Origin of the sequence: Streptomyces sp. NPDC001848, assembly GCF_042891915.1 — a bacterium.
GTDB lineage: Bacteria > Actinomycetota > Actinomycetes > Streptomycetales > Streptomycetaceae > Streptomyces.
In genome coordinates, this window is sequence record NZ_JBIATP010000020.1 from 48,153 (window position 1) to 69,027 (window position 20,875).

Annotated in this window: 19 protein-coding genes; 8 read left to right on the plus strand and 11 right to left on the minus strand. The window is 72.3% G+C overall.

Going from position 1 to position 20,875, the window contains the following annotated elements; translation table 11 throughout:
- Positions 1-5 precede the first annotated feature (5 nt).
- A complete protein-coding gene (locus tag ACFYZJ_RS32875) occupies positions 6-683 on the minus strand; it encodes a response regulator transcription factor (protein WP_263230290.1) in 678 nt (225 codons plus the stop codon).
- A 536-nt stretch (positions 684-1,219) separates the two neighbouring features.
- On the opposite strand from ACFYZJ_RS32875, the gene ACFYZJ_RS32880 reads away from it, so the two are divergent.
- Positions 1,220-2,716 (plus strand): oligopeptide:H+ symporter, encoded by a 1,497-nt coding sequence (locus ACFYZJ_RS32880; RefSeq protein ID WP_388574124.1) that lies wholly within the window; start codon positions 1,220-1,222, stop codon positions 2,714-2,716.
- A gap of 78 nt (positions 2,717-2,794) precedes the next feature.
- Here ACFYZJ_RS32880 and ACFYZJ_RS32885 read toward each other — a convergent pair whose 3' ends face one another.
- From ACFYZJ_RS32885 to ACFYZJ_RS32910, 6 genes are all read right to left on the minus strand, one after another.
- Positions 2,795-4,096, minus strand: a complete 1,302-nt coding sequence (locus ACFYZJ_RS32885) for a hypothetical protein (protein WP_388574314.1) — start codon at positions 4,094-4,096, stop codon at positions 2,795-2,797.
- An 89-nt stretch (positions 4,097-4,185) separates the two neighbouring features.
- Positions 4,186-5,265 (minus strand): hypothetical protein, encoded by a 1,080-nt coding sequence (locus ACFYZJ_RS32890; protein WP_388574127.1) that lies wholly within the window; start codon positions 5,263-5,265, stop codon positions 4,186-4,188.
- Positions 5,262-6,173, minus strand: coding sequence for a hypothetical protein (locus tag ACFYZJ_RS32895; protein ID WP_388574129.1), 912 nt, complete (start codon positions 6,171-6,173; stop codon positions 5,262-5,264). The genes ACFYZJ_RS32890 and ACFYZJ_RS32895 overlap by 4 nt, the downstream gene beginning before the upstream one ends.
- Before the next feature lie 28 nt (positions 6,174-6,201).
- Positions 6,202-6,885, minus strand: coding sequence for an LPXTG cell wall anchor domain-containing protein (locus tag ACFYZJ_RS32900; RefSeq protein WP_388574132.1), 684 nt, complete (start codon positions 6,883-6,885; stop codon positions 6,202-6,204).
- A 249-nt stretch (positions 6,886-7,134) separates the two neighbouring features.
- On the minus strand, positions 7,135-7,677 hold the full coding sequence (locus tag ACFYZJ_RS32905) for an ATP-binding protein (protein WP_388574134.1): 543 nt from the start codon (positions 7,675-7,677) through the stop codon (positions 7,135-7,137).
- 255 nt (positions 7,678-7,932) lie between these two features.
- Positions 7,933-8,301: an STAS domain-containing protein gene (locus tag ACFYZJ_RS32910; RefSeq protein WP_388574136.1), complete on the minus strand. Its 369-nt coding sequence runs from the start codon at positions 8,299-8,301 to the stop codon at positions 7,933-7,935.
- A gap of 250 nt (positions 8,302-8,551) precedes the next feature.
- Between ACFYZJ_RS32910 and ACFYZJ_RS32915 the strand changes: the two genes are divergently transcribed.
- Together ACFYZJ_RS32915 and ACFYZJ_RS32920 are read left to right on the plus strand one after the other, a co-directional pair.
- Positions 8,552-9,472, plus strand: coding sequence for an RNA polymerase sigma factor SigF (locus ACFYZJ_RS32915; protein ID WP_388574138.1), 921 nt, complete (start codon positions 8,552-8,554; stop codon positions 9,470-9,472).
- Positions 9,473-9,829: 357 nt separating this feature from the next.
- Positions 9,830-11,383: a ricin-type beta-trefoil lectin domain protein gene (locus ACFYZJ_RS32920; protein ID WP_388574140.1), complete on the plus strand. Its 1,554-nt coding sequence runs from the start codon at positions 9,830-9,832 to the stop codon at positions 11,381-11,383.
- Positions 11,384-11,397: 14 nt separating this feature from the next.
- On the opposite strand, the gene hutI is transcribed toward ACFYZJ_RS32920, so the two are convergent.
- The 4 genes from hutI to hutU form a co-directional block, all read right to left on the minus strand.
- Entirely contained in the window at positions 11,398-12,570 is a 1,173-nt protein-coding gene (hutI, locus tag ACFYZJ_RS32925; RefSeq protein WP_388574143.1) for an imidazolonepropionase, read from the minus strand.
- A gap of 62 nt (positions 12,571-12,632) precedes the next feature.
- The gene (locus ACFYZJ_RS32930) at positions 12,633-13,973 is read right to left on the minus strand and encodes a formimidoylglutamate deiminase (protein WP_388574146.1); all 1,341 of its coding nucleotides are present in this window, start codon (positions 13,971-13,973) and stop codon (positions 12,633-12,635) included.
- On the minus strand, positions 13,964-15,181 hold the full coding sequence (locus ACFYZJ_RS32935; protein WP_388574148.1) for an allantoate amidohydrolase: 1,218 nt from the start codon (positions 15,179-15,181) through the stop codon (positions 13,964-13,966). The genes ACFYZJ_RS32930 and ACFYZJ_RS32935 overlap by 10 nt, the downstream gene beginning before the upstream one ends.
- Complete coding sequence (hutU, locus tag ACFYZJ_RS32940) at positions 15,178-16,842, minus strand: urocanate hydratase (RefSeq protein WP_388574151.1); 1,665 nt, start codon at positions 16,840-16,842, stop codon at positions 15,178-15,180. Before hutU ends, ACFYZJ_RS32935 begins: the two co-directional genes overlap by 4 nt.
- A gap of 146 nt (positions 16,843-16,988) precedes the next feature.
- Between hutU and ACFYZJ_RS32945 the strand changes: the two genes are divergently transcribed.
- The 5 genes from ACFYZJ_RS32945 (at position 16,989) to ACFYZJ_RS32965 (ending at position 20,859) form a co-directional block, all read left to right on the plus strand.
- A complete protein-coding gene (locus tag ACFYZJ_RS32945; RefSeq protein WP_388574154.1) occupies positions 16,989-18,413 on the plus strand; it encodes a diaminopimelate decarboxylase in 1,425 nt (474 codons plus the stop codon).
- Between the two features lie 234 nt (positions 18,414-18,647).
- A complete protein-coding gene (locus tag ACFYZJ_RS32950; RefSeq protein WP_388574156.1) occupies positions 18,648-19,046 on the plus strand; it encodes a hypothetical protein in 399 nt (132 codons plus the stop codon).
- Positions 19,043-19,903, plus strand: a complete 861-nt coding sequence (locus ACFYZJ_RS32955) for a transcriptional regulator (RefSeq protein WP_388574159.1) — start codon at positions 19,043-19,045, stop codon at positions 19,901-19,903. The genes ACFYZJ_RS32950 and ACFYZJ_RS32955 overlap by 4 nt, the downstream gene beginning before the upstream one ends.
- 43 nt (positions 19,904-19,946) lie before the next feature.
- Positions 19,947-20,468, plus strand: coding sequence for a roadblock/LC7 domain-containing protein (locus tag ACFYZJ_RS32960; RefSeq protein WP_388574162.1), 522 nt, complete (start codon positions 19,947-19,949; stop codon positions 20,466-20,468).
- A 16-nt stretch (positions 20,469-20,484) separates the two neighbouring features.
- The gene (locus tag ACFYZJ_RS32965) at positions 20,485-20,859 is read left to right on the plus strand and encodes a hypothetical protein (RefSeq protein WP_388574165.1); all 375 of its coding nucleotides are present in this window, start codon (positions 20,485-20,487) and stop codon (positions 20,857-20,859) included.
- The last annotated feature ends 16 nt before the right edge of the window (positions 20,860-20,875 follow it).

Below are 20,875 nucleotides of genomic sequence, written 5' to 3' on the forward strand. Positions count from 1 at the left end.
CGGCACTAGTTCTTCTCGAACCGGAAGCCCACGCCCCGTACCGTCGCGATGTACCGCGGGTTCGCCGCGTCGTCGCCCAGCTTCTTGCGGAGCCATGAAATGTGCATGTCCAGGGTCTTGGTGGACGACCACCACGTGGTGTCCCAGACCTCGCGCATCAGCTGGTCGCGCGTGACGACCCGGCCCGCGTCCCGGACCAGGACCCGGAGCAGGTCGAACTCCTTCGCGGTGAGCTGCAGCTCCTCGTCGCCCATCCACGCCCGGTGCGACTCCACGTCGATGCGCACGCCGTGCGTGGCGGGCGGCTGCGCGGGCTCGGTGGCGCCGCGCCGCAGCAGGGCGCGGACCCGGGCGAGCAGTTCGGCGAGCCGGAACGGCTTGGTGACGTAGTCGTCGGCGCCCGCGTCGAGGCCGACGACGGTGTCCACCTCGTCGGCCCGCGCGGTCAGGATCAGGATCGGGACGGTGTGGCCGTCGGCGCGCAGCCGGCGGGCCACCTCCAGACCGTCCATGCCGGGCAGCCCGAGGTCCAGCACGACCAGGTCGACGCCGCCCTGCATTCCGGCGTCGAGCGCGGTCGGTCCGTCCTCACGCACCTCGACCTCGTAACCCTCCCGGCGCAGGGCACGGGCCAGCGGCTCCGAGATGGACGCGTCGTCCTCGGCGAGCAGTACACGGGTCATGGGGGTGATGGTAGTCCGCCCAGGACAAGAGCAAAGGTGTGATCGTGGGTGTGATCGGCGGGTGCGGATTCTTACCTGTGCCTGGGACGACGCGCCGATGGCGCGGCCGTGACGCTCCGTGGTCACACCTGTACCTCTTGGGGGCCGTTTGGGAATAGACCTTCGAATGGGTGACCATAGTTCCGTAACTGCCTGTGATCCGTGTCTCAAGTCCTTCCATATCCGGCAGTGTGGTGCCGTATGGTGAAGAGAACGCCTGTAGCACCCAAGCAGGACCTTTGGCGATGACTCGACGCTGAAGGTCTCTTTTGTGTGCGGGCTGGCCTCCTCCCAGCCTTGAAGGAATGACCTGTGGCCGGGCCTCGATCGCGCAACGCGCGTAGAGGCGTGGACCCCGGTGGTCGCCGTCCATCGCTCCGTGATCCGGGGCGGACACCCCGTGGGCGTGGGGCGGACGTCCGATCCCGCCGGTGCCGGCCGTCCCCCCACGGGCGCGTGACGCTCGTGCCGCGCGTCCCGACCAGCAAGGAACGACCATGGCGTCCAGCCTGACGAAGGACTCGGTCCGCCCGGGCACCCCCGGATCCGAGAAGACCTTCTTCGGCCACCCCCGCGGACTGGCCACCCTCTTCATGACGGAGATGTGGGAGCGGTTCTCCTACTACGGCATGAGGGCCCTCCTCCCGCTGTACCTGGTGGCACCGGGCGGCCTGCACCTGAACGCGGCCACCGCGACCGCGATCTACTCGGTGTACGTGTCGCTCGTGTACCTGCTCGCCCTGCCGGGCGGCTGGTTCGCCGACCGGGTCCTCGGTCCACGCAAGACGGTCGCCGTGGCGGGCTTCGTGATCATGCTGGGCCACCTCACCCTGGCCCTGCCCACCGCCGGCACCTTCTTCGCCGGCCTCGGCCTCGTCGCGATCGGCTCGGGCCTGCTGAAGGCGAACATCTCCACGATGGTCGGCCACCTCTACGACGGCCCGGACGACCCGCGCCGCGACGGTGGCTTCACCCTCTTCTACATCGGCATCAACCTGGGCGCCTTCGCCGCGCCGCTGGTCATCGGTACGGTCGGCGAGAGCGTCAACTGGCACCTGGGCTTCGCGCTCGCCGCGCTCGGTATGGCACTCGGCCTCGGCCAGTTCCTGCTCGGCGGCCGTCACCTGAGCTCCCAGTCGGAGATCGTCCCGACCCCGCTGTCGGCCGAGGAGAAGAAGTCCACGCTGACCAAGGCCGCCCTGTGGGCGGGCCTCGCGGTCGTCTTCTACGCGATCGTCGGCTTCTCCGGCGTCTACACGCTGAACTGGCTGCTGGTCCCGATCACCCTCGCCGGCCTGATCATCCCGATCCTGGTGATCGCCCGCATCAAGCGGGACAAGGAACTCGACCACGCCGACCAGTCGAAGATGACGGCGTACATCTGGTTCTTCGTCGCCGCGGCCGTGTTCTGGATGATCTACGACCAGGGCGGCTCGACGGTCTCGCTGTTCGCCGACTCCTCGGCGAAGAACACGATCCTCGGCTGGAACTTCCCGGTCTCCTGGTACCAGTCGGTCAACCCGGTCATGATCATGGCGCTGGCCCCGGTCTTCGCCTGGGCGTGGCTGGCGCTGGCCCGAAGCGGCAAGGAGCCGAGCACCGCGGTGAAGTTCGCGATGGGCCTGGTCCTGATCGGCGCGTCCTTCTTCCTCTTCCTCGCCCCGCTGGGGATCGCCGACGGCGGTCACAAGGCGGCCGCCCTGTGGCTGGTGGCGATCTACTTCGTGCAGACCGTCGGCGAGCTGACGCTGTCCCCGGTGGGTCTGTCGGTCACCACGAAGATGGCGCCGGCGAAGTACGCCTCCCAGATGATGGGTGTCTGGTTCCTGGCCGTCACCGCCGGTGACGCCACGACCGGTCTGCTGTCCATCGCGGGCGTCGACCTGAACAAGACGGGCATCGTGGCCTTGGAGGCCGTGCTCGCCGTGGTCGCCGGTCTTGCGGTGTGGATGTACCGCGGCAAGGTCAAGGAGCTCATGGGCGACGTGCGCTGACGTCGGTCCCCGGCTCTGGTTGCCCCGGAGGGCCGCCGCACCCACGTGGGTGCGGCGGCCCTCCGCCGTTCCGGCAGGTCAGCGAACGCGGCGGGGCAGGAAGGTGAAGACCGCGCCGCCCAGCAGGATCGCCGTACCGGCCACCAGCCCCAGGGCCTTCAGGGTGCCGTGGTCGTCCGTGCCCGTCTGGGCCAGGCCGCCGCCGGTCGTACCGCTGCCCGTCGTGCCACCGCCTGTCGTGCCACCGCCCGTCGTGCCGCCGGACGTCCCGCCCTGCTGCTGCGTGGTGTCCAGCGTCAGCGACACCGCCGTCCTCGTCGGCGTACACGTCGTGGTCGTGCCGAGGGCCTTGATGGTCAGCACCCCCCGCGACAGCGTCGACCGCCCGCTCGCCCCCGGCTTGTACGTGCCCGTCAGGTCCGGGATCTCGATCGGTTGGCCCGACTTGATGTCCTGGGCGTTCGTCGGGCCCTCCACGTGGACCGTGCCCTTGTCCGCGCCGCCCACCACGACCTCCATCGACGGCTTCACCGAGCCCTTCGGGATGTCGGCCGGGCTGTTCATCACCGACTTCTCGAACCGCACGGTCAGACCGAAGTTCCCGCCGTCCTTCCGCGCGTCGATCTGCACGGGAGAGGTCGCGCTCTTGTCGCCGATCGGTGTCTTGCAGGCGTACGGGACCTGCACCTCCTTGCCCGTGAAGTCCGTCTGCCCGCCACCGGTACCGGAGCCGCCGGTCTCCGTCCCGCTCGCCGTGGGGGACGACGGCGAGGACGACGGGGAGGAGCCGGTGGGGAGGTTCGTCGGCACGTTCGTCGGCAATGTGGGGGCGACCGTGGGCAGCCCGCCGGTGGTGCCCGAACCCCCACCGCCGTCCGTCACCTTGATGGTCGCGGCCGGCTGCACCGTCTCCTTCGGGGTGCACTTGGTGTCGGTCGAGATCGGCTTGCTGACGTTGATGGTGTACGCGTCCGGGGTCAGCGTCACCTCTCCCGCCGCCGTCAGCTTCAGGGTGCCCGTCATGTCGGACAGCTTCATGTCGCTGTTCTTGGGGATCGGCGGGTTCGACCGCGGCCCCTCCATGGCGATGCCCGCGGTCTGCGCGCCGCCCGCCTTCAACGTGCCGGTCGGCTTCACCGTGTCCTTGTCCAGGTCGAGCACGTCCGGGTTCTTGGACGCGGCCTGCACGAACTTCCAGGTGACCGTGACCTCGTCGCCGACCTTCGCCTCGGCCGGTGCGGTGATCTCCACCTTCGTGGTGCCCTCGACCGGGGGCAGCCCGGAGATCGCGGGCGGGACGCACTCGGTGGCGTACGACACGTCGGCCGCCTGGGCCGGTACCGCGGCCACGCCGAGCAGAACGCCCGCGCCGCCCAGCATCAGCGCCGCCCCGGCCGCGCCTGTCCTTCTGCCACCGGCCCCGGCCGAGCGCCTTCCGCCCGCCGCCCTGGACACTCTCCATTGCGTTCTCACGTGTTTCCCTTCGTCGGGGTCGCCGGACTGTCCTCGTGCGGTGCGGAGAGCCGGCCGCCGGCCGCGGTCCCCGGATCGGTGTCCGGGGTGAACCACGGCAGGGCCGAAGTCGTACTGGTGCTCCTGGTCCTCGCGGGAGCGGGCGGCTTCGGCAGACGCGGGGCGACGGCGGGCAGCCGCAGCCCCCGGTGCCGTACCACGGCGCCGCGCGGTCGCGCCCGGTCCACGACCGCCATGCCGACACGGAACACGGCCGCCGGTACCACCAGGCAGGCCAGGACCCAGAAGACGGTCACGCCCCAGGGGCGGCCGACACCCCACGGCTGCTCCGCGAGGACCTTGCCGCCGTACTCCAGGGAGACCGTGTAGTCGCCGTGGGCACCCGCCGTGAGCTCCACCGGCAGCCTGATCTCCGCCTTTCCACCGGGCGCGACCGTGCCGTGCCACTGCTGCTCGTCCCACTGCGGCGCGAACACGCCGTGCGCGGTGCCGACCCGGAAGAGGGGGTCCTTCACCGGCGACGAGCCGACGTTGCCGACGGTGAACACGAGCGTGCGCCGCGGCGGCGCCCCGAACCAGGTCAGCAGCCCACTGGAGCCGTCGAGACGGGTGTCCGTGAGCACCGACAGACGCCCGGCGGCGGACTCGGCGGGCAGCGGCCGCACCGGGTGCCCGGCGACCTGGAAGGCCGCGTCGGCGTCCGCCGCCGCCCCGGTGACGGTGGCGACGTGCACCACGCAGGGGCAGGGCGCGGGCGGCTCGGCCACCGGCAGGCTCCTGCCGAAGTGGCCCCGGGCGTCGGTGGTGACGGCCCGTCCGTCCGCGTTGGCGCAGGAGTTGGTGCCGCCGATCACCCCCCGGGACGGCGTGGCCTGCCCGCAGATCAGGATCATCAGCAGCGTCCTCGGGCGCCAGCCGCTGCCCGTCACGGTGATCGAACCGCCCGTCCCCGCCTGGGGCGCGGACAGCTCGACGGCCGGTTCACCGGCGGCCCAGGCGGACGCCGCCAGGGGCGCCGTCAGAGGCGCCAGGACGAGCGCGAGCACCGCGACCAGTGCGGAGATACGCCCCTTCACCTCACCGCTCCCGTCAACTCCGCTTCCGTACCCGGCCGTTCGTCGGTCTCCGGGCCCGGCGGCCGGTGCCTGCGACGGCGCCGTACGAAGACCCCGGCGACGGCGGCCGTGAGCAGCCCTGCCCCCGCGCCGCCGGCCACAGCGCCCCGCGGCAGGAACCGCGCCGACGCGGACCCGGAACCATGCACCCCGCCCGCCGCAGTGACCGTCACCCGGACGTCCACCGCGTCGAGCACCGGGTGGTGCGGCCACGGCTCGGTGAGCCGGATCCGGCGGCCGGGCGGCAGGGCGAGGGGCAGGGCGCGCTCGGGGCGGTCGAGGACCCGCCCGAGGACACCGTCGGCGCGCACCGCGAGCCTCGGAGCCAGCACGGTCGTACCGCGGTTGACCAGCTCGTACGAGATCCGTCCGCCGCGCACCGCCACGTGCTCCACGGTCAGCGCGGACAACGCCGGTCCGACGACGCGGAGTCGGAGACGTACAGCGGTGGAGCGGTCGCCCGCGCTCGCCACGATCGCGCCCGGGTGCTCGCCGGGTGCCGCTCCCGCGGGCACCGCCATGGTGAACGGCACGTCCGCGCGGGTACGGGCGGGCACGGTCACCGAGACGGTGCGCACCGGGATCCGACGCCCTCCCGTGGTGCGCCCGAAGGCGATCCAGGGGCCGGGGTCCCCCGGTGCGCCCCGTGCCGCGTCGGCGCCGCTCAGCCGGACGGTCAGCGGCCGCCCGCCCGGGTTGCGCACCGACACCGCGTCCTGGAGGACCGCCCCCGGCTCACCCTCCGCATACACGTACGGCCGCCCGCCCACGCCGCCCAGGGACCAGTCGGCGTCGGCGGCGGCGGGCGCGGCGACCAGCGGGCTCGCGCAGGCGACGGCGAGAGCGAGGGCGGGGCGGACGTACGGCATGGCGGCTCCTGCGGGTACGGGGGTCGGCTCAGTGGCGTACCGCCTGGTTGCGGCGTGTCAGCCACAGCACCCCGGCCGCGCCGGCCAGCAGGACGGTGCCGCCGAAAGTGCCGAGGGCGACCACGGAGTCCTCCGGTCCGGTCTGCGGCAGCTGCCCGCCGGAGGCCGCCCCGCTCGAGGCGGAGCCGGAGCTGCCGCCGCCGGCCGCGGTGACGTCGAGGGTCAGGGACGGGCCCGGGTGGTTGGCGGGCGTGCACGTGGTCGTCGTACCGAGCGCCTTGATCGTGAGCACGCCCGGGGTGAAGGTGACCCTGCCGGTCTTCCCGGGCGTGTATGTGCCGCTCAAGTCACTGATCTTGATGGGGGTGTCGGCGGGGATCGCCGCCGGGTTGGCCGGACCCGTGACCGTCAGGGTGCCGCTGTCGGCGCCGCCCAGCACGATCGTCGCGCTCGGGTTCATGGCACCCTTGCCCAGTTCGACGGGGCTGGAGGAGACGCCCTTCCGCCAGGACATGGTGATCCGGTAGCCGCTGCCGTTCTTGACGCCGTTGATGTCGATGGGCGAGACGGCGCTCTTGTCACCGATGGGCGTCTTGCACTGGTAGTTGACGTCGACGACGTCGGCCCGGGCCGCGGGAGCGGCCATCAGGACCGCCGAGCCGGCCAGGGCGGCGGCGGACGCGAGCGCGGCGCTTCGTTTGTGGTACGACACGGTCCCCTCGTTCCTGACGGCACATCAGATGAGCCGTCAAGGTACGCCCGGGGCCGTGGGGAGGGAAGACACAGTGCGCGCGGGATCCGTGGCGATACGGCGCACGGGACGTGTCGTGGGAAGAAGCGTTCGAACCGCGGGTAACCGGAGGTCAGCAACCCACGAGGCGACCAAGCCGAGTCATGCGGGCGCCCCGAGCCGAGTCACGAGGGCACGCCGAGCCGAGTCATGCGGGCGCGCCGAGCCGAGTCATGCGGGCGCGCCGAGCTCCGCCCACACCGTCTTGCCGGCGACGCCCGGGGTCCTGACGACACCCCAGTCCAGGCAGAGCCGCTGCACGATGAACATCCCGTGGCCGCCGGGGCGTCCGGCGCGGTGCGGGGTGCGCGGGGCGGGCTGGCCGGAGCCCCGGTCGGAGACCTCGATGCGCAGCACCTTGTTGTCGCACGCGATCCACAGCTCTTCGGGGCCCTCGGCGTGCAGACACGCGTTGGTGACCAGTTCGGAGACGACGAGCAGCACGTCCTCGGCCGCGGCCCGCTGGTCGGCGGTGGCGGCGGGCAGCCAGCCCCATGCGTACAGCGCCTGGCGGGTGAAGTCCCGGGCGAGCGGAACGACACCGCTCTCGCCCGCGAAGCTCATCCTGCGGACCTGCCGGCCCGAGGAGGGCGCCGCCTCCTCGGGCGCGCCGGACGAGGCGCCCTCGCCCGACGGGCCCTGCGCGGGCGTTCCGGAAGCGCCGCTGGGCTCAGGGCCGCGGTCGCCCGGCGAGTAGGGCCGGGTGGTGCTCATCAGCGCTTCACCTCACCGATTCACCAGTTCACGATTCAAGACTCAGTACGGGGGCCGACGTCGTTTCCGCCGGTTGTTGCTCGCGCCGTGCGCTCAGGGCCCTTTTGTCGCCACTTTCGCCCTCACTGCCGACATGGTCAGCATGTCTCCTGCCCGAGCGGACCGCTGGAACACCCATGGATTCGGCCGGGGGGCTGTGACGCGCGTAACGTGCCGATAACGCGGAGACATCCGGGACGCGAACCATCGGCGGCGTCACTCGGCCAGCGCCGCGTCCAGCGTGTCGTGGACGGTGAAGACGGCGTCCGCCCCGGTGATCTCGAAGACCCGGGCCACCACCGGCTGCATCCCCACGAGATGGACCCCACCGCCCCCGGACTCGGCCTTCAGCCGGGCGGAGAGCAGGACGTTCAGCCCGGTGGAGTCGCAGAACTCCAGCCGCGAGCAGTCGACGATCAGGCGTGAGAAGCCCTTCTCGAGGCAGTCCTCAAGAGGTTCGCGCAGTAGATCGGCGGTGTGGTGATCCAGCTCACCCGCCGGGGTCACGACGGCACTCGTGCCTTCTTGTCGCACCTCGACCAGAAGCCGGCCCGACTGTGCGCTGCCGACCGTCCCGCGGTCCATGCCGTCTCTCTCCCGACCGTCGTGGTTGATGATGGGCGCCCTCGAACATTACGCCCTCTGCGCGCCTCTCGACACCCGAACAACCCTACCAATTCGGACATTTCGCCACAGTACGCACTTGCGAACGGTCAACGAAAGCGGGTAGGGCTAGTAGAGACACATATTCAACACGGCCGGCTTTGGAGGCGCCGCACACCGCAGTGCACATATGGGCATCGGCGGCCATATGCCGACAACGATGGAGGACATCATGTCACCCCGGCTCGACGCATCGCAGCCCCAGAGGGCGACGTCGACACCCCCCCTGGAACGACCGGACCACGGCTACGGCCTGACCGACCACGAAGGCCTCACCGGGCCCGACGGCCTCGCCGACCTACCGGAGATCCCCCCGTACGACGAAGTGGGACCGGTCGACGCCCGGGCCCTTTCCAAGACGCTCTTCGAGAGGCTCGAGTCCCTCGAGGAGGGCACGCACGAATACTCGTACGTGCGCAACACGCTCGTCGAACTGAACCTGGCCCTGGTGAAGTTCGCCGCCTCCCGCTTCCGCTCGCGCAGCGAGCCGATGGAGGACATCATTCAGGTGGGAACGATCGGCCTGATCAAGGCCATCGACCGGTTCGAACTCAGCAGAGGCGTCGAGTTCCCCACCTTCGCGATGCCGACGATCGTCGGCGAGATCAAGCGCTTCTTCCGCGACACCTCGTGGTCGGTCCGCGTTCCGCGCCGACTGCAGGAGCTCCGCCTCGACCTGGCCAAGGCCGGCGACGAACTGGCCCAGAAGCTCGACCGCGCACCCACCGTGGCCGAACTGGCCGAGCGCCTCGGCATCTCCAACGAGGAGGTCGTCGAGGGCATGGCCGCGTCGAACGCCTACACGGCCAGCTCCCTCGACGCCCAGCCCGAGGAGGACGACTCCGAGGGCGCGCTCGCCGACCGCATCGGCTACGAGGACCACGGACTCGAGGGCATCGAGTACGTCGAGTCGCTCAAGCCGCTGATCGCGGAACTTCCGCCGCGTGATCGGAAGATCCTCTCCCTGCGCTTCGTGGCCAACATGACGCAGTCGGAGATAGGCGAGGAGCTGGGCATCTCGCAGATGCACGTGTCACGGCTGCTGTCCCGCACCCTGGGGCGCCTGCGGAAGGGACTCACCGTCGAGGAGTGAGACCCGCCGCGGTACGCGGTGAGCGACATCCGCCGAGCGGCGCCTGCCGAGGAGTACCAGCCGAGCGACTGCCGCCGGGCGGCGCCTGCAGGGGCATCCCGGCCGCGTGGTGTCGGCCGCCCGGTGTCCGGCCGAATCCCAGAACTCGACCGGGCACCGGGCGACTTGCGTTCGACAGGTGCCTCACAGGTCGTTCCCCGGCCGTTCATCACCTGCTCACAACGGGTTCCCTGGTTACCTGCGGGAACCCCTTTTCCCGCAGGGTGACTTCCCTCACTATGGTCACCCCATACCGGCCGGTACGTCTGGGTCCCAGGCGTGCCCGCCGGCACACGCGGGCTGCGAGGAGGCAGCGGGATGACCCGGGCGGAGCGGGACGACGACGATGACGTCGAGGCCGGCGGCGGCATGCACGGTACGGTGCCCGACGCCCGCCTCACCGATCTGCTGAGGACGGACACCCCGACCGCGTATCCAGCCCTGCGCGAACTACGCATGCGCCACCGCCCCGCGGTCCTCGCCCACGCACGGCTGTGCACGGTCGACGAGACGGCGGCCCGGCAGCTGACCGCGCAGGCGTTCGCGCTCGCGGCCCGCGACACCGCCCGCGGCATCGACCCGCGCGGCCCCTGGCGCCATCAACTCCTGCTGCTCGCGGGCCGGGTGACGGCATCCTGGGCGACGGACGAACGCGCCGCCCGGCTCGATCCAGGACTGCTCGCGCATCTGCGCGCGGCCGGACCCGAGGGCATGGCTCCGGGGATGCTGGCGGCCTTCCAGGCGCTCCCGGTCCGGGTGCAGGGCCTGGTCTGGTACGGCGTCGTCGACCAGGAGCCGCCGGAGCGCACGGCGGTTCTGCTCGGCCTGTCCCCGCAGGACGTGGCCTACGACATCGAACCGGCGTTCAAGGCGCTGCGGGACTCCGTCCTGAAGACCTGGCTCGCCGGCTCGGGCAATCCGCGTTGCCAGGACTTCCGGCGGCTCATCGAGGAGTCGGTGCGCCCCGACAAGCCGCGCTACAGCGCCGATCTGCACGCCCACATGGCGTACTGCGTGCACTGTGCCACCGCGTACGAGGAGCTCTCGCACCTGCGGGACGCCCCGCGTACGGCGCTGGCGGAGGGACTGTTGCCATGGGGCGGCGCGGCGTACGTGCGGGGCGACGGGGAGGAGCAGAACGCGGCCGCCGGGGCCCGGCTCGCCGGCTGGTGGCCGTCGCGGCGGTTCACGCTGGCGGCGACGGCCGTGGGCTTCGCGCTGGCTCCGCTGCTGGTCCATCTGATGACCGCGGGCGGCTCGGGGCCGGCGCGGGCCGCGAGCGACATCCGAACGCCGACGCCGCCACCCGCGGTGACGGTGACTGCGACGGTCTCGGTGAGGCCCTCGTTCTCGCCCTCCCCCTCCCCCACTCCGGCAACGACGTCACCGAGCCCGACGCCGACGCCCTCACCAACGGCGACCACGCACTCGGCGTCCCCGAAGCCGAAGGCCCCCGCCGCGCACCCGCCGAACGGCACGTACGCCCAGGTGGTGAACGTCGCGTCGGGTCTGTGCCTGGACATCCGCGACGGGGTGATGGACCTGGGCACGGACGTCATCACCGCCCCGTGCGGGTCGTCCCCGACGCAGCGCTGGCGCGTCGACGCCGCGCGCGGGGTCCTGCAGTCGGAGGCCGACCCAGACTTCTGCCTGGACAGCCGCGGCGACACCTACCGGGGTGTCGGCATCTGGGAGTGCTCGTCGGTCGACGGCCCCAACGGGCAGAACCTGCGCTTCACGGTCGACTCCCGCGGTGTGATCCGCCCGGCGATCGCTCCCGACCACGCGGTGACGCCCTACGACGGTGACACGGTGTGCCTGCGGCGTGACCGGGGCTCGGACGACCAGCGCTGGAAGGCGGGTTCGTCCTGACGGGCATGGGATGCCTAGGCGACTCTCCGGCCCCGCCGCCACACCTCGGCGACCAGGGGCACGCCCGGGCGGTAGGCCAGGTGGACGTGGCTCGGGGCGTCGAGGATCGCCAGGTCCGCGTAGGCGCCCGGGGTGAGACGGCCGACGTCCGTGCGGCGCAGGGCGCGAGCGCCGCCCGCCGTCGCCGACCAGAGCGCCTCGTCCGGGGTCATGCGCATGTCGCGCACGGCGAGCGCGATACAGAACGGCACGGAGGACGTGAAGGACGAGCCGGGGTTGCAGTCGGTGGACAGGGCGACGGTGACGCCCGCGTCGAGCAGGCGGCGGGCGTCGGGCCACTCGGCGCGGGTGGAGAACTCGGCGCCCGGCAGCAGGGTGGCGACCGTGTCGCCGTTGGCCAGGGCGTCGACGTCGGCGTCCGTCAGGTGCGTGCAGTGGTCGGCGCTGGCCGCGCCGAGTTCGACGGCGAGTTGCACGCCCGGTCCGTACGACAGCTGGTTGGCGTGGACGCGCGGGTGCAGGCCCTTGGCCTTGCCCGCGGTGAGGATCGCGCGGGCCTGGTCGCCGTCGAAGGCGCCCTTCTCGCAGAAGACGTCGATCCAGCGGGCGTGCGGCGCGCAGGCGTCGAGCATCTCGCCGGTGACCAGGGCGACGTAGGCGGCCGGATCGTCGGCGTGGTCGGGGGAGACGATGTGGGCGCCGAGGTAGGTGACCTCGTCGGTGTGCGCGGCGGCGATGCGCAGGGCGCGTTCCTCGTCGTGGACCGTGAGGCCGTAGCCGGACTTGGTCTCCAGGGTGGTGGTGCCCTGGCGGAGGGCCTCGGTCAGGTAGCGGACGAGGTTGGCCTCCAGTTCCGCGTCCGTCGCGGCCCGGGTCGCCGCGACCGTGGTGCGGATACCGCCCGCCGAGTAGCCGCGGCCGGACATGCGGGCGTTGAACTCCTCGGTCCGGTCGCCCGCGAAGATGAGGTGGGAGTGGGAGTCCACGAAGCCCGGGATCACCGCGCGGCCGCCCGCGTCGACCCGGTTGTCAGTGGCGGGTGCTTTGCTTGACTCACCGATCCAGGAGACGCGGTCGCCGTCGATGACGAGGGCCGCGTCCCGGATCAGTCCAAGGGGGGATGCGTCACCGAGGGAGGGGTCGTTGGTGACCAGGGCGGCGATGTTGGTGATGACGGTGCTGCTCATGGGTTCCTCATGGGTGGCCGGGCCGTCGGCGGGCGGCGTCGCGGACATGTGGCTCGGGGTCGTCAGGCACGCAGGGCTTCGACGGCGTCCGCCAGCGCCCGTGGCACCTCCGGCACGAGCGTGTGGACTCCGTCGCGGACGACGTGCCGGCCGCCCACGACCGTATGGCGCACATCCGCTGCCGTCGCGGCGAATACGGCCGTCTCGGCGCCCAGCCGTGGCAGCGGCCCCGCGGTCCTGACCGAGTCGAGCGCGATCGTCGTGAAGTCGGCGAGCGCGCCGGGCTCCAGGACGCCCGCGCCGTCCCAGCCGAGTGCGGCGTGCCCGTCGGCGGAGGCGGCCCGCAGCAGGGCGGCCGCCGTCCAGTGGCCGCGGGTGCGGGTGCGCAGCCGCTCGTTCAGCTCCATCGCGCGGGCCTCCTCGAACAGGTCGATGACGGCGTGGCTGTCGGAGCCGAGGCTGAGCGGCGAGCCGGCCGCCTGCAGGGCCGGGGCCGGGCCGATGCCGTCGGCCAGGTCGCGCTCGGTGGTCGGGCACATGCAGGTGCCGGTGGCGGTGGAGCCGATCAGCCGGATGTCCTCGTCCGTGAGGTGCGTGTTGTGCACGCCGATGGTGCGCGGCCCGAGGACGCCGTGGTCGGCGAGGAGCTGCGTCGGGGTGCGGCCGTGTGCCTCCTGGCAGGCGTCGTTCTCGGCGGTCTGCTCGGACAGGTGCACATGCAGCGGGGCCCGCCGCTCCTCGGCCCAGCGCGCCACCGTCGCCAACTGGTCGGCGGGCACCGCCCGTACGGAGTGGATCGCCGCACCGATCCGTGCGTGATCGCGTTCCTTGAGAACTGAACAGCGTTCGGCCCAGGCCTCGGCCGTGCCGTCGGAGAAGCGGAGCTGGTGGGTGTTGGGCCGCTGTCCGAAGCCGGAGGAAAGGTAGGCGGTGTCGAGGAGGGTGATACGGATGCCGGCCTCGGCGGCGGCCGCGATGAGCGCCTCGCCCATGGCGTTGGGGTCGGCGTAGGGGGTGCCGCCGGGGGCGTGGTGCACGTAGTGGAACTCTCCGACGGCGGTGACCCCGGCCAGCGCCATCTCCGCGTACACGGCGCGGGCGAGCGCGTGGTACGTGTCCGGGGTCAGTCTGTCGGCGAACGAGTACATGACCTCCCGCCAGGTCCAGAAGGTCCCGGAGCCGATCTGGACGGTGCCGCGCAGGGCGCGGTGGAAGGCGTGGCTGTGGGCGTTGGCGAGCCCGGGGAGGGTGAGCCCGCGCAGGACCTCGGCGCCGGGCTCGGGGGCGTCGACGCCGGTGCGGACCGCGGTGATGCGCCCTTCGGCCACGTCCAGGGCGACGCCCGGCTCGACGGCCGGGTCCAGCCAGGCGTGCTCCAGCCAGTACGTCCGTGTCACCTGCACACCAGCCCTTCCAGTACGTCGGCGAGCGCGACCACCCCGGCCAGGCAGTCGTCCTCGGCGGCGTACTCGGCCGGGGAGTGCGACACGCCCGTGGGGTTGCGCACGAACAGCATGGCGGTCGGGATGCTCCCGGAGAGGATCCCGGCGTCGTGTCCCGCCCCGGTCCCGAGGACGGGCACGGTCAGGTCGGTGTCCCGGCCGAGGATACGGGCCAGTTCGTCGCGCAGGGCGTGGTCGAACTCCACGACGGGCGTGAACGACTCGCGCTCCACGTCCAGATCGACACCGTGCGCCTCGGCGTACTCCCGGGCCGCCTTCCGGATGCCGTCGACCACGGTGTCGAGGCTCGCCTGGTCGGCGGCGCGGGAGTCGAGCCAGCCCCGGACGAGGGACGGGATGGCGTTGACCCCGTTGGGCTCGACGGCGATCTTCCCGAAGGTGGCGACGGCACTGGCGAGTTCGGCCTCGCGGCGGGCGGCGAGGACGGTCTCGGCGTACGGCAGCATGGGGTCGCGCCGGTCGACGAGCCGGGTGGTCCCCGCGTGGTTGGCCTCGCCCCGGAAGTCGAACCGCCACCGGCCGTGCGGCCAGATGGCACTGGCGACCCCCACGGCGTCCCCGCCGATGTCCAGCGCCCGCCCCTGTTCGACATGCAGCTCGACGAACGCGCCGATCCGGCCGAGCCGCTCGGGATCGGGCCCGATGGCGTCGGGGTCGTACCCGGCGGCCTCCATGGCCCCTGGCAACGTGATCCCGTCACCGTCGGTGAGCCGGTGCGCCTGCTCACGGGTGAGCTGCCCCGCGGCGAGCCGCGACCCGACGCAGGCGAGCCCGAACCGGGCGCCTTCCTCGTCGCCGAAGTTGACGATGCCGAAGGGCTTGGCGAACCGGGCGTTCCTGTTGCGCAGCTCGTCGAGCGCGGCGAAGGCGGACACCACTCCGAGCGGCCCGTCGAAGGCGCCGCCGTCGGGCACGGAGTCGAGGTGGGACCCGGTGACCACGGCGTCCCCCTGGGCGGGGTCCCCGAGCCAGGCCCACTGGTTGCCGTTCCGGTCGACTTCGTGGACCAGCCCCCGCGCCTCGGCCTGCTCCTTGAACCAGGCGCGGCACTCGGCGTCGGCACCGGTCCAGGCGAACCGGCGATAGCCGCCGGAGGCGGAGTTGCGGCCGACCGGCAGCAACTCCGCCCACATGCTGTGGAAGGTCACGCGTCGTCACCCTCGCGCATCGGAACCCGCACGCCCCGCTCCTCGGCGACGGACTCCGCGATGTCGTACCCGGCGTCGACGTGCCGGATGACACCCATCCCGGGGTCGTTGGTGAGCACCCGGCGGATCTTCTCGCCGGCCAGCTCGGTGCCGTCGGCCACCGTGACCTGCCCGGCGTGGATGGACCGGCCCATCCCCACGCCACCACCGTGGTGGATGGACACCCACGACGCACCGGACGCCACATTGACCATGGCGTTCAGCAGCGGCCAGTCCGCGATCGCGTCCGACCCGTCGAGCATCGCCTCCGTCTCGCGGTACGGCGAGGCGACGGACCCGCAGTCGAGGTGGTCGCGGCCGATGACGATCGGCGCGCTCAGCTCCCCGCTCGCCACCATGTCGTTGAACCGCTCACCGGCCTTGTCCCGCTCGCCGTACCCGAGCCAGCAGATACGTGCCGGGAGCCCCTGGAAGTGGACCCGCTCACCGGCCATCTTGATCCAGCGCGCGAGGGACTCGTTCTCGGGGAACAGGTCCAGGATCGCCCGGTCGGTCTTCGCGATGTCGGCCGGGTCGCCCGACAGCGCCGCCCACCGGAACGGGCCCTTGCCCTCGCAGAACAGCGGCCGGATGTAGGCGGGGACGAACCCGGGGAAGGCGAACGCCCGGTCGTACCCGGCGAGCTGCGCCTCGCCGCGGATGGAGTTGCCGTAGTCGAAGACCTCGGCACCGGCGTCCATGAAGCCGACCATGGCCTCGACGTGCCGGGCCATCGACTCACGCGCGCGGGTGGTGAAGCCGGCCGGGTCCTTCGCGGCATAGGAGGCCATGTCCTCGAAGGCGACCCCGACGGGCAGGTACGACAGCGGGTCGTGGGCCGAGGTCTGGTCGGTGACGATGTCGATGGGGGCGCCCATGGCGAGGAGCTGCGGCACCAGCTCGGCGGCGTTGCCGAGGACGCCGACGGACAGCGGCCGGCGGGCGTCGCGCGCCTCGACGGCCAGCTGGAGGGCGTGCTCCAGGGAGTCGGCCTTCACATCCAGGTACCGGTGCTCGATGCGCCGCTCGATGGCCCGCGGGTCGCAGTCGATACAGATCGCGACGCCGTCGTTCATGGTGACGGCGAGCGGCTGGGCGCCGCCCATGCCGCCGAGGCCGGCGGTCAGGGTGATGGTTCCGGCCAGTGAGCCGCCGAACTTCTTGGCGGCGACGGCGGCGAACGTCTCGTAGGTGCCCTGCAGGATGCCCTGGGTGCCGATGTAGATCCAGGAGCCGGCGGTCATCTGCCCGTACATGGTCAGACCGAGGGCCTCCAGGCGGCGGAACTCCTCCCAGTTGGCCCAGTCGCCGACGAGGTTGGAGTTGGCGATGAGGACGCGCGGCGCCCACTCGTGGGTCTGCATGACGCCGACGGGGCGGCCGGACTGGACGAGCATCGTCTCGTCCAGCTTGAGGGTCTTCAGGGTGCGGACCATCGCGTCGAAGGAGCGCCAGTCGCGCGCGGCCTTGCCGGTGCCGCCGTAGACGACGAGCTTGTCGGGGTGCTCGGCGACCTCGGGGTCCAGGTTGTTCTGCAGCATCCGCAGCGCGGCCTCCTGCTGCCATCCCAGGGCGCTGCGTTCCGTGCCGCGGGGCGCTCGGACGGGCCGGGGTCCTGACATGGTCTGCCTCCTGGTGGACGGCGTCACGCGGCCGAGGGGGCGCGCGGGACAGTTGCAGTGGTTATTCACATCCTGAACGTCTGAATAGAACTAGTCAATACGTCCTTGCGCCAGCGGGGTGGGGGCCGGGATGTTTGGCTGGAGGCATGACCGCAGACGGCGACACGGGGACGGGGGACGCGGTGGACACGAGGAGCGTCGGGGTGGCGGGGCACGGCAGCGGGGACGGGCACCCCGCCGACGCCGAGCGGGTGGCGCGCCGGGACGAGGCCGTTCGGGGCGCCGTCGAGCAGGGGCTGCTGGGGCCGACCGCCCCGCTCGTCGGCCTGCTGGACGTCGTGGGCATCCGGGACTCGGCGGCGGCCCTGCGTGCGGCCTTCGACGCGGTGGTGCCGCCGGGGACGCCGGTGCTGCACGCGTTCGCGGTGAAGGCGACCCCGCTGGTGCCGGTGCTGCGGCTGCTGCGGGAGGCGGGCATCGGCGCGGAGGTGGCGAGCCCGGGGGAACTGGCGCTGGCCCGGGCGGCCGGGGTGGCGCCGGAGCGGATCGTGCTGGACTCGCCCGCCAAGACGGCGGCCGAGCTGCGCCAGGCGCTCGAGCTGGGCGTGGCCGTCAACGCGGACAGCCCGCAGGAGCTGGGACGGCTGGACGAGCTGGTCCGCACGGTCCGGACGGACTCCCCCCTCGGTATCCGGGTGAACCCGCAGACCGGGGCGGGCGCGATCCAGGCGCTGTCGACGGCGACGGCCACCTCCAAGTTCGGGGTGGCGTTGCGGGACGAGGGCGCGCGCGAGTGGGTGGTGCGTGCCTGTGCGGAGCGGCCCTGGCTGACGCGGCTGCACGCGCACTCCGGTTCGCAGGGGGTGCCGCTGTCACTGATGGCGCGGGGCATCGCGGAGACGTACGCGCTCGCCGAGGAGATCAACCGGCACCTCGGTCGCCGGCAGATCGACACGATCGACATCGGCGGCGGGCTGCACGTCAACTTCGGCTCCGATGTGACGACGCCGACGTACGCGCAGTACGCGCGGCTGCTGGCGGAGGCGGTGCCGGGGCTGTTCGACGGGCGGTACGGACTGGTCACGGAGTTCGGGCGGTCACTGCTGGCCAAGCACGGGACGCTGGTGGCCCGCGTGGAGTACGCCAAGAGCGCGGGCGGCCGGGCCGTCGCGGTCACGCACGCGGGGGTGCAGGTCGCGGTGCGGACGGTGTACGCGCCGGCGTCCTGGCCGTTGCGGATCGCCGCCTACGACGCGAAGGGGCGCCCCAAGGAGGGGCCCGAGGTGGTGCAGGACGTGGCGGGACCGGCCTGCTTCGCGGGCGACCTGCTGGCCGAGGCACGGGCCCTGCCACTCCTGGAACAGGGTGACCACGCGGCGGTGCTGGACACCGGCGCGTACTACTTCGCGCAGCACTACGCCTACAACTCCCTCGCCCGGCCGGGGGTGTACGGGTACGCGCCGGGCGGGGACGGTGGGATCCGGTTCGCGGTTGTACGGGAGCCGCAGTCGGTCCAGGAGATCGTGGCGGAGTCGGGCGGGGCGCGCGCGGGAGCACTGACGGAGCTCTGAGGACAGCGCGCGCCCTCGCGCGCACCCCCCGTATACACGCGGCCCGCATACCCGCACGTCAGCGAGGAGGAGCCGCCACCTCACCCAACTCCCGGCCCAACAAGGTTAGTTGACCCACCTTACCGGTCCCGCGCATGTTCCACTGGAAAATGCCAGATCCCTCACCCCTCGCGCACACGTTGCGTAGCGTGTGTGTCACTCAGCCGTACCCGAGGCGGGAGGGGATCCGCTGCTGTGCCCGGAATCGACGAGTGTCTGCTGGAAGCGATGCGCCTGCCGGGTGCCCGAGGCGCCGCGGTGGTCGACTGGACGAGCGGGCTCGCGCTGGGCACGGTCGGCGACGCGCCCGGCGGTGACCACGAAACGACCGCGGCGGAGGCGGCGGAACTGGCCCGGCTGGCCGCCGAACACCGCGCGTTCGCCCCGGAGGGGCAGGCGGACTGGTCCGAGGACACCTGCCCGGTCGAGGACCTGATCATCGCCAACCGGGACAGCTACCACCTGCTCCGCTTCGTCCCGACGACCTTCGACAGCAGCGTCTTCCTGCACCTGTGGCTGGCCCGCGAGGACGGCAACCTCGCCCTCGCCCGCATCCGGCTCGGCGAGATGGCCGGACGGCTGGTGCTGGGATGACGGCGGTGAGAGTCCCCTCACCGCCCCCACTGCCGGTCCGGCAGGGGACACGGATTCCGGGCGGTGGTCTGTCCCCCATGCTCAGCCGGCTCGCCGCCGAGCGGGCCACCGGAGTGCTGATGCGCGAGGGCGGCATGCTCCACCTGGCCGAGGGACAGGTGGTGTACGCGGAGAGCCCCGCCACCCCGGGCCTGGACACCCTGCTCATGGCGCACGGCATGCTCGACGAGGAGGGCTGGCGCGAGGCGCTCGCTCAGGCGGCTCCGCGGGGGCTGGTGGGCCGGTTCCTGGTCGACAGCGGGCGGATCGGGCAGGGAGCGCTGGAGCTGTGCCATCTGGGGGCGCTGTTCGACGCGGCCTACTTCGTACTCGGCCCGAGCAGCGCCCCCGCCCGCTTCCGCTACGGCCAGGCCCATTGGCTGGGACCGGTGCACCCGGTGCCGGTGACCGCGGTGGAGCGCGAGACGCTGCGCCGCCGCGACCTGCTCCACACCATCTGGCCCGACCCGGCGATCGACGAGGCCCCGCTGGTCCGCGCCGACCGCCCGACGGTTCCGGCGGTCACACCCCGCCAGGAAGCCGTACTGGGCCGCGTCGACGGAACGCGCACGGCGGCGGACATCTCACGAGCGCTGGGCCGCCCGGCGTTCCACACGCTCGTGGACATAAGGCGCCTGGCAGCGGCGGGCTTCGTGGCGCCCCGCACCACCGCGCCGACACCAGCCCCCGCGCCCGCACCGGCACCGCCACCGGCATCCGGCGACGCACCACCCGTGCCCGCCCAGGAACCGCTCCCCTACCAAGACCCCCACATCACCTTGCTGAAAAGGCTGAGAGATGCGCTGGAGGCCCTTTGACCGCCCCGCGCGGCAGCGACCTCGCGCCGAGAGGAGACAGCTGATGACAGCCGAGGCGGACGTCCTGGACGAACTCCGCCGACTGAGATCCCGCATCCCCCAGCTGACCGGCTCCCTCGCCGCCAGCGTCGACGGACTGGTCCTCGCCCAGGACGCCCCCGGCGTCGAACCGGAGGGTGTCGCCGCGCTGACCGCGGCCGCGCTGGGCGTCGCCGTTCGGCTGGCGCAGGCGACGGGACAGGGCGACTTCCGCGAGGTGCTCGTCCGCGGCGTGAACGGCTATGTGGCCACGTACGCCGCGGGCCGCAACGCCGTCCTGACGGTCCTCGCCCAGGACCGCGTCAACGTCGGCCGGCTGCACCTGGAAGGCCGCCGTGCGAGCGCCCGGATCGGCGAACTGGTCGACGAGGCCACGGCGCGCCCCGAGCCTCCGCCGCAGCCTCCCGCCCCATGGACCCCCACCCAGCCCCCACCCACCAGGCCCGCACCCACGCGGAGCCGCACCGCGCGCACCCCCGCGAGCCCACGTACGGCCGCGAACGCGCGAACCACCACCGAAAGTTGAAAGGACACACCCCGAAATGGCCAACACCGAAACCGCGCTGAAAGAGGCGCTCGCCTCCATCGAGGGTGCGACCGGAGCCGCGCTCGTCGACTACACCAGCGGCATGGCGCTGGGCACGATGGGCGGCAGCAAGAGCTTCGACCTCACCGTCGCGGCCGCCGGGAACACCGACGTCGTACGGGCCAAGCTGCGCACCATGGAACACCTCGGCCTCAAGGGCCACATCGAGGACATCCTGATCACGCTGTCCGACCAGTACCACCTGATCCGGCTGCTCACCGGCCGTGGCGGCAACGGCCTGTTCCTCTACCTCGTGCTCGACGCCAAGCGGGCCAACCTGGCGATGGCCCGCCACCAGCTCAGGAAGATCGAGGAGGAACTGGAGGTCTGACCCTCCGCCGGCCGCT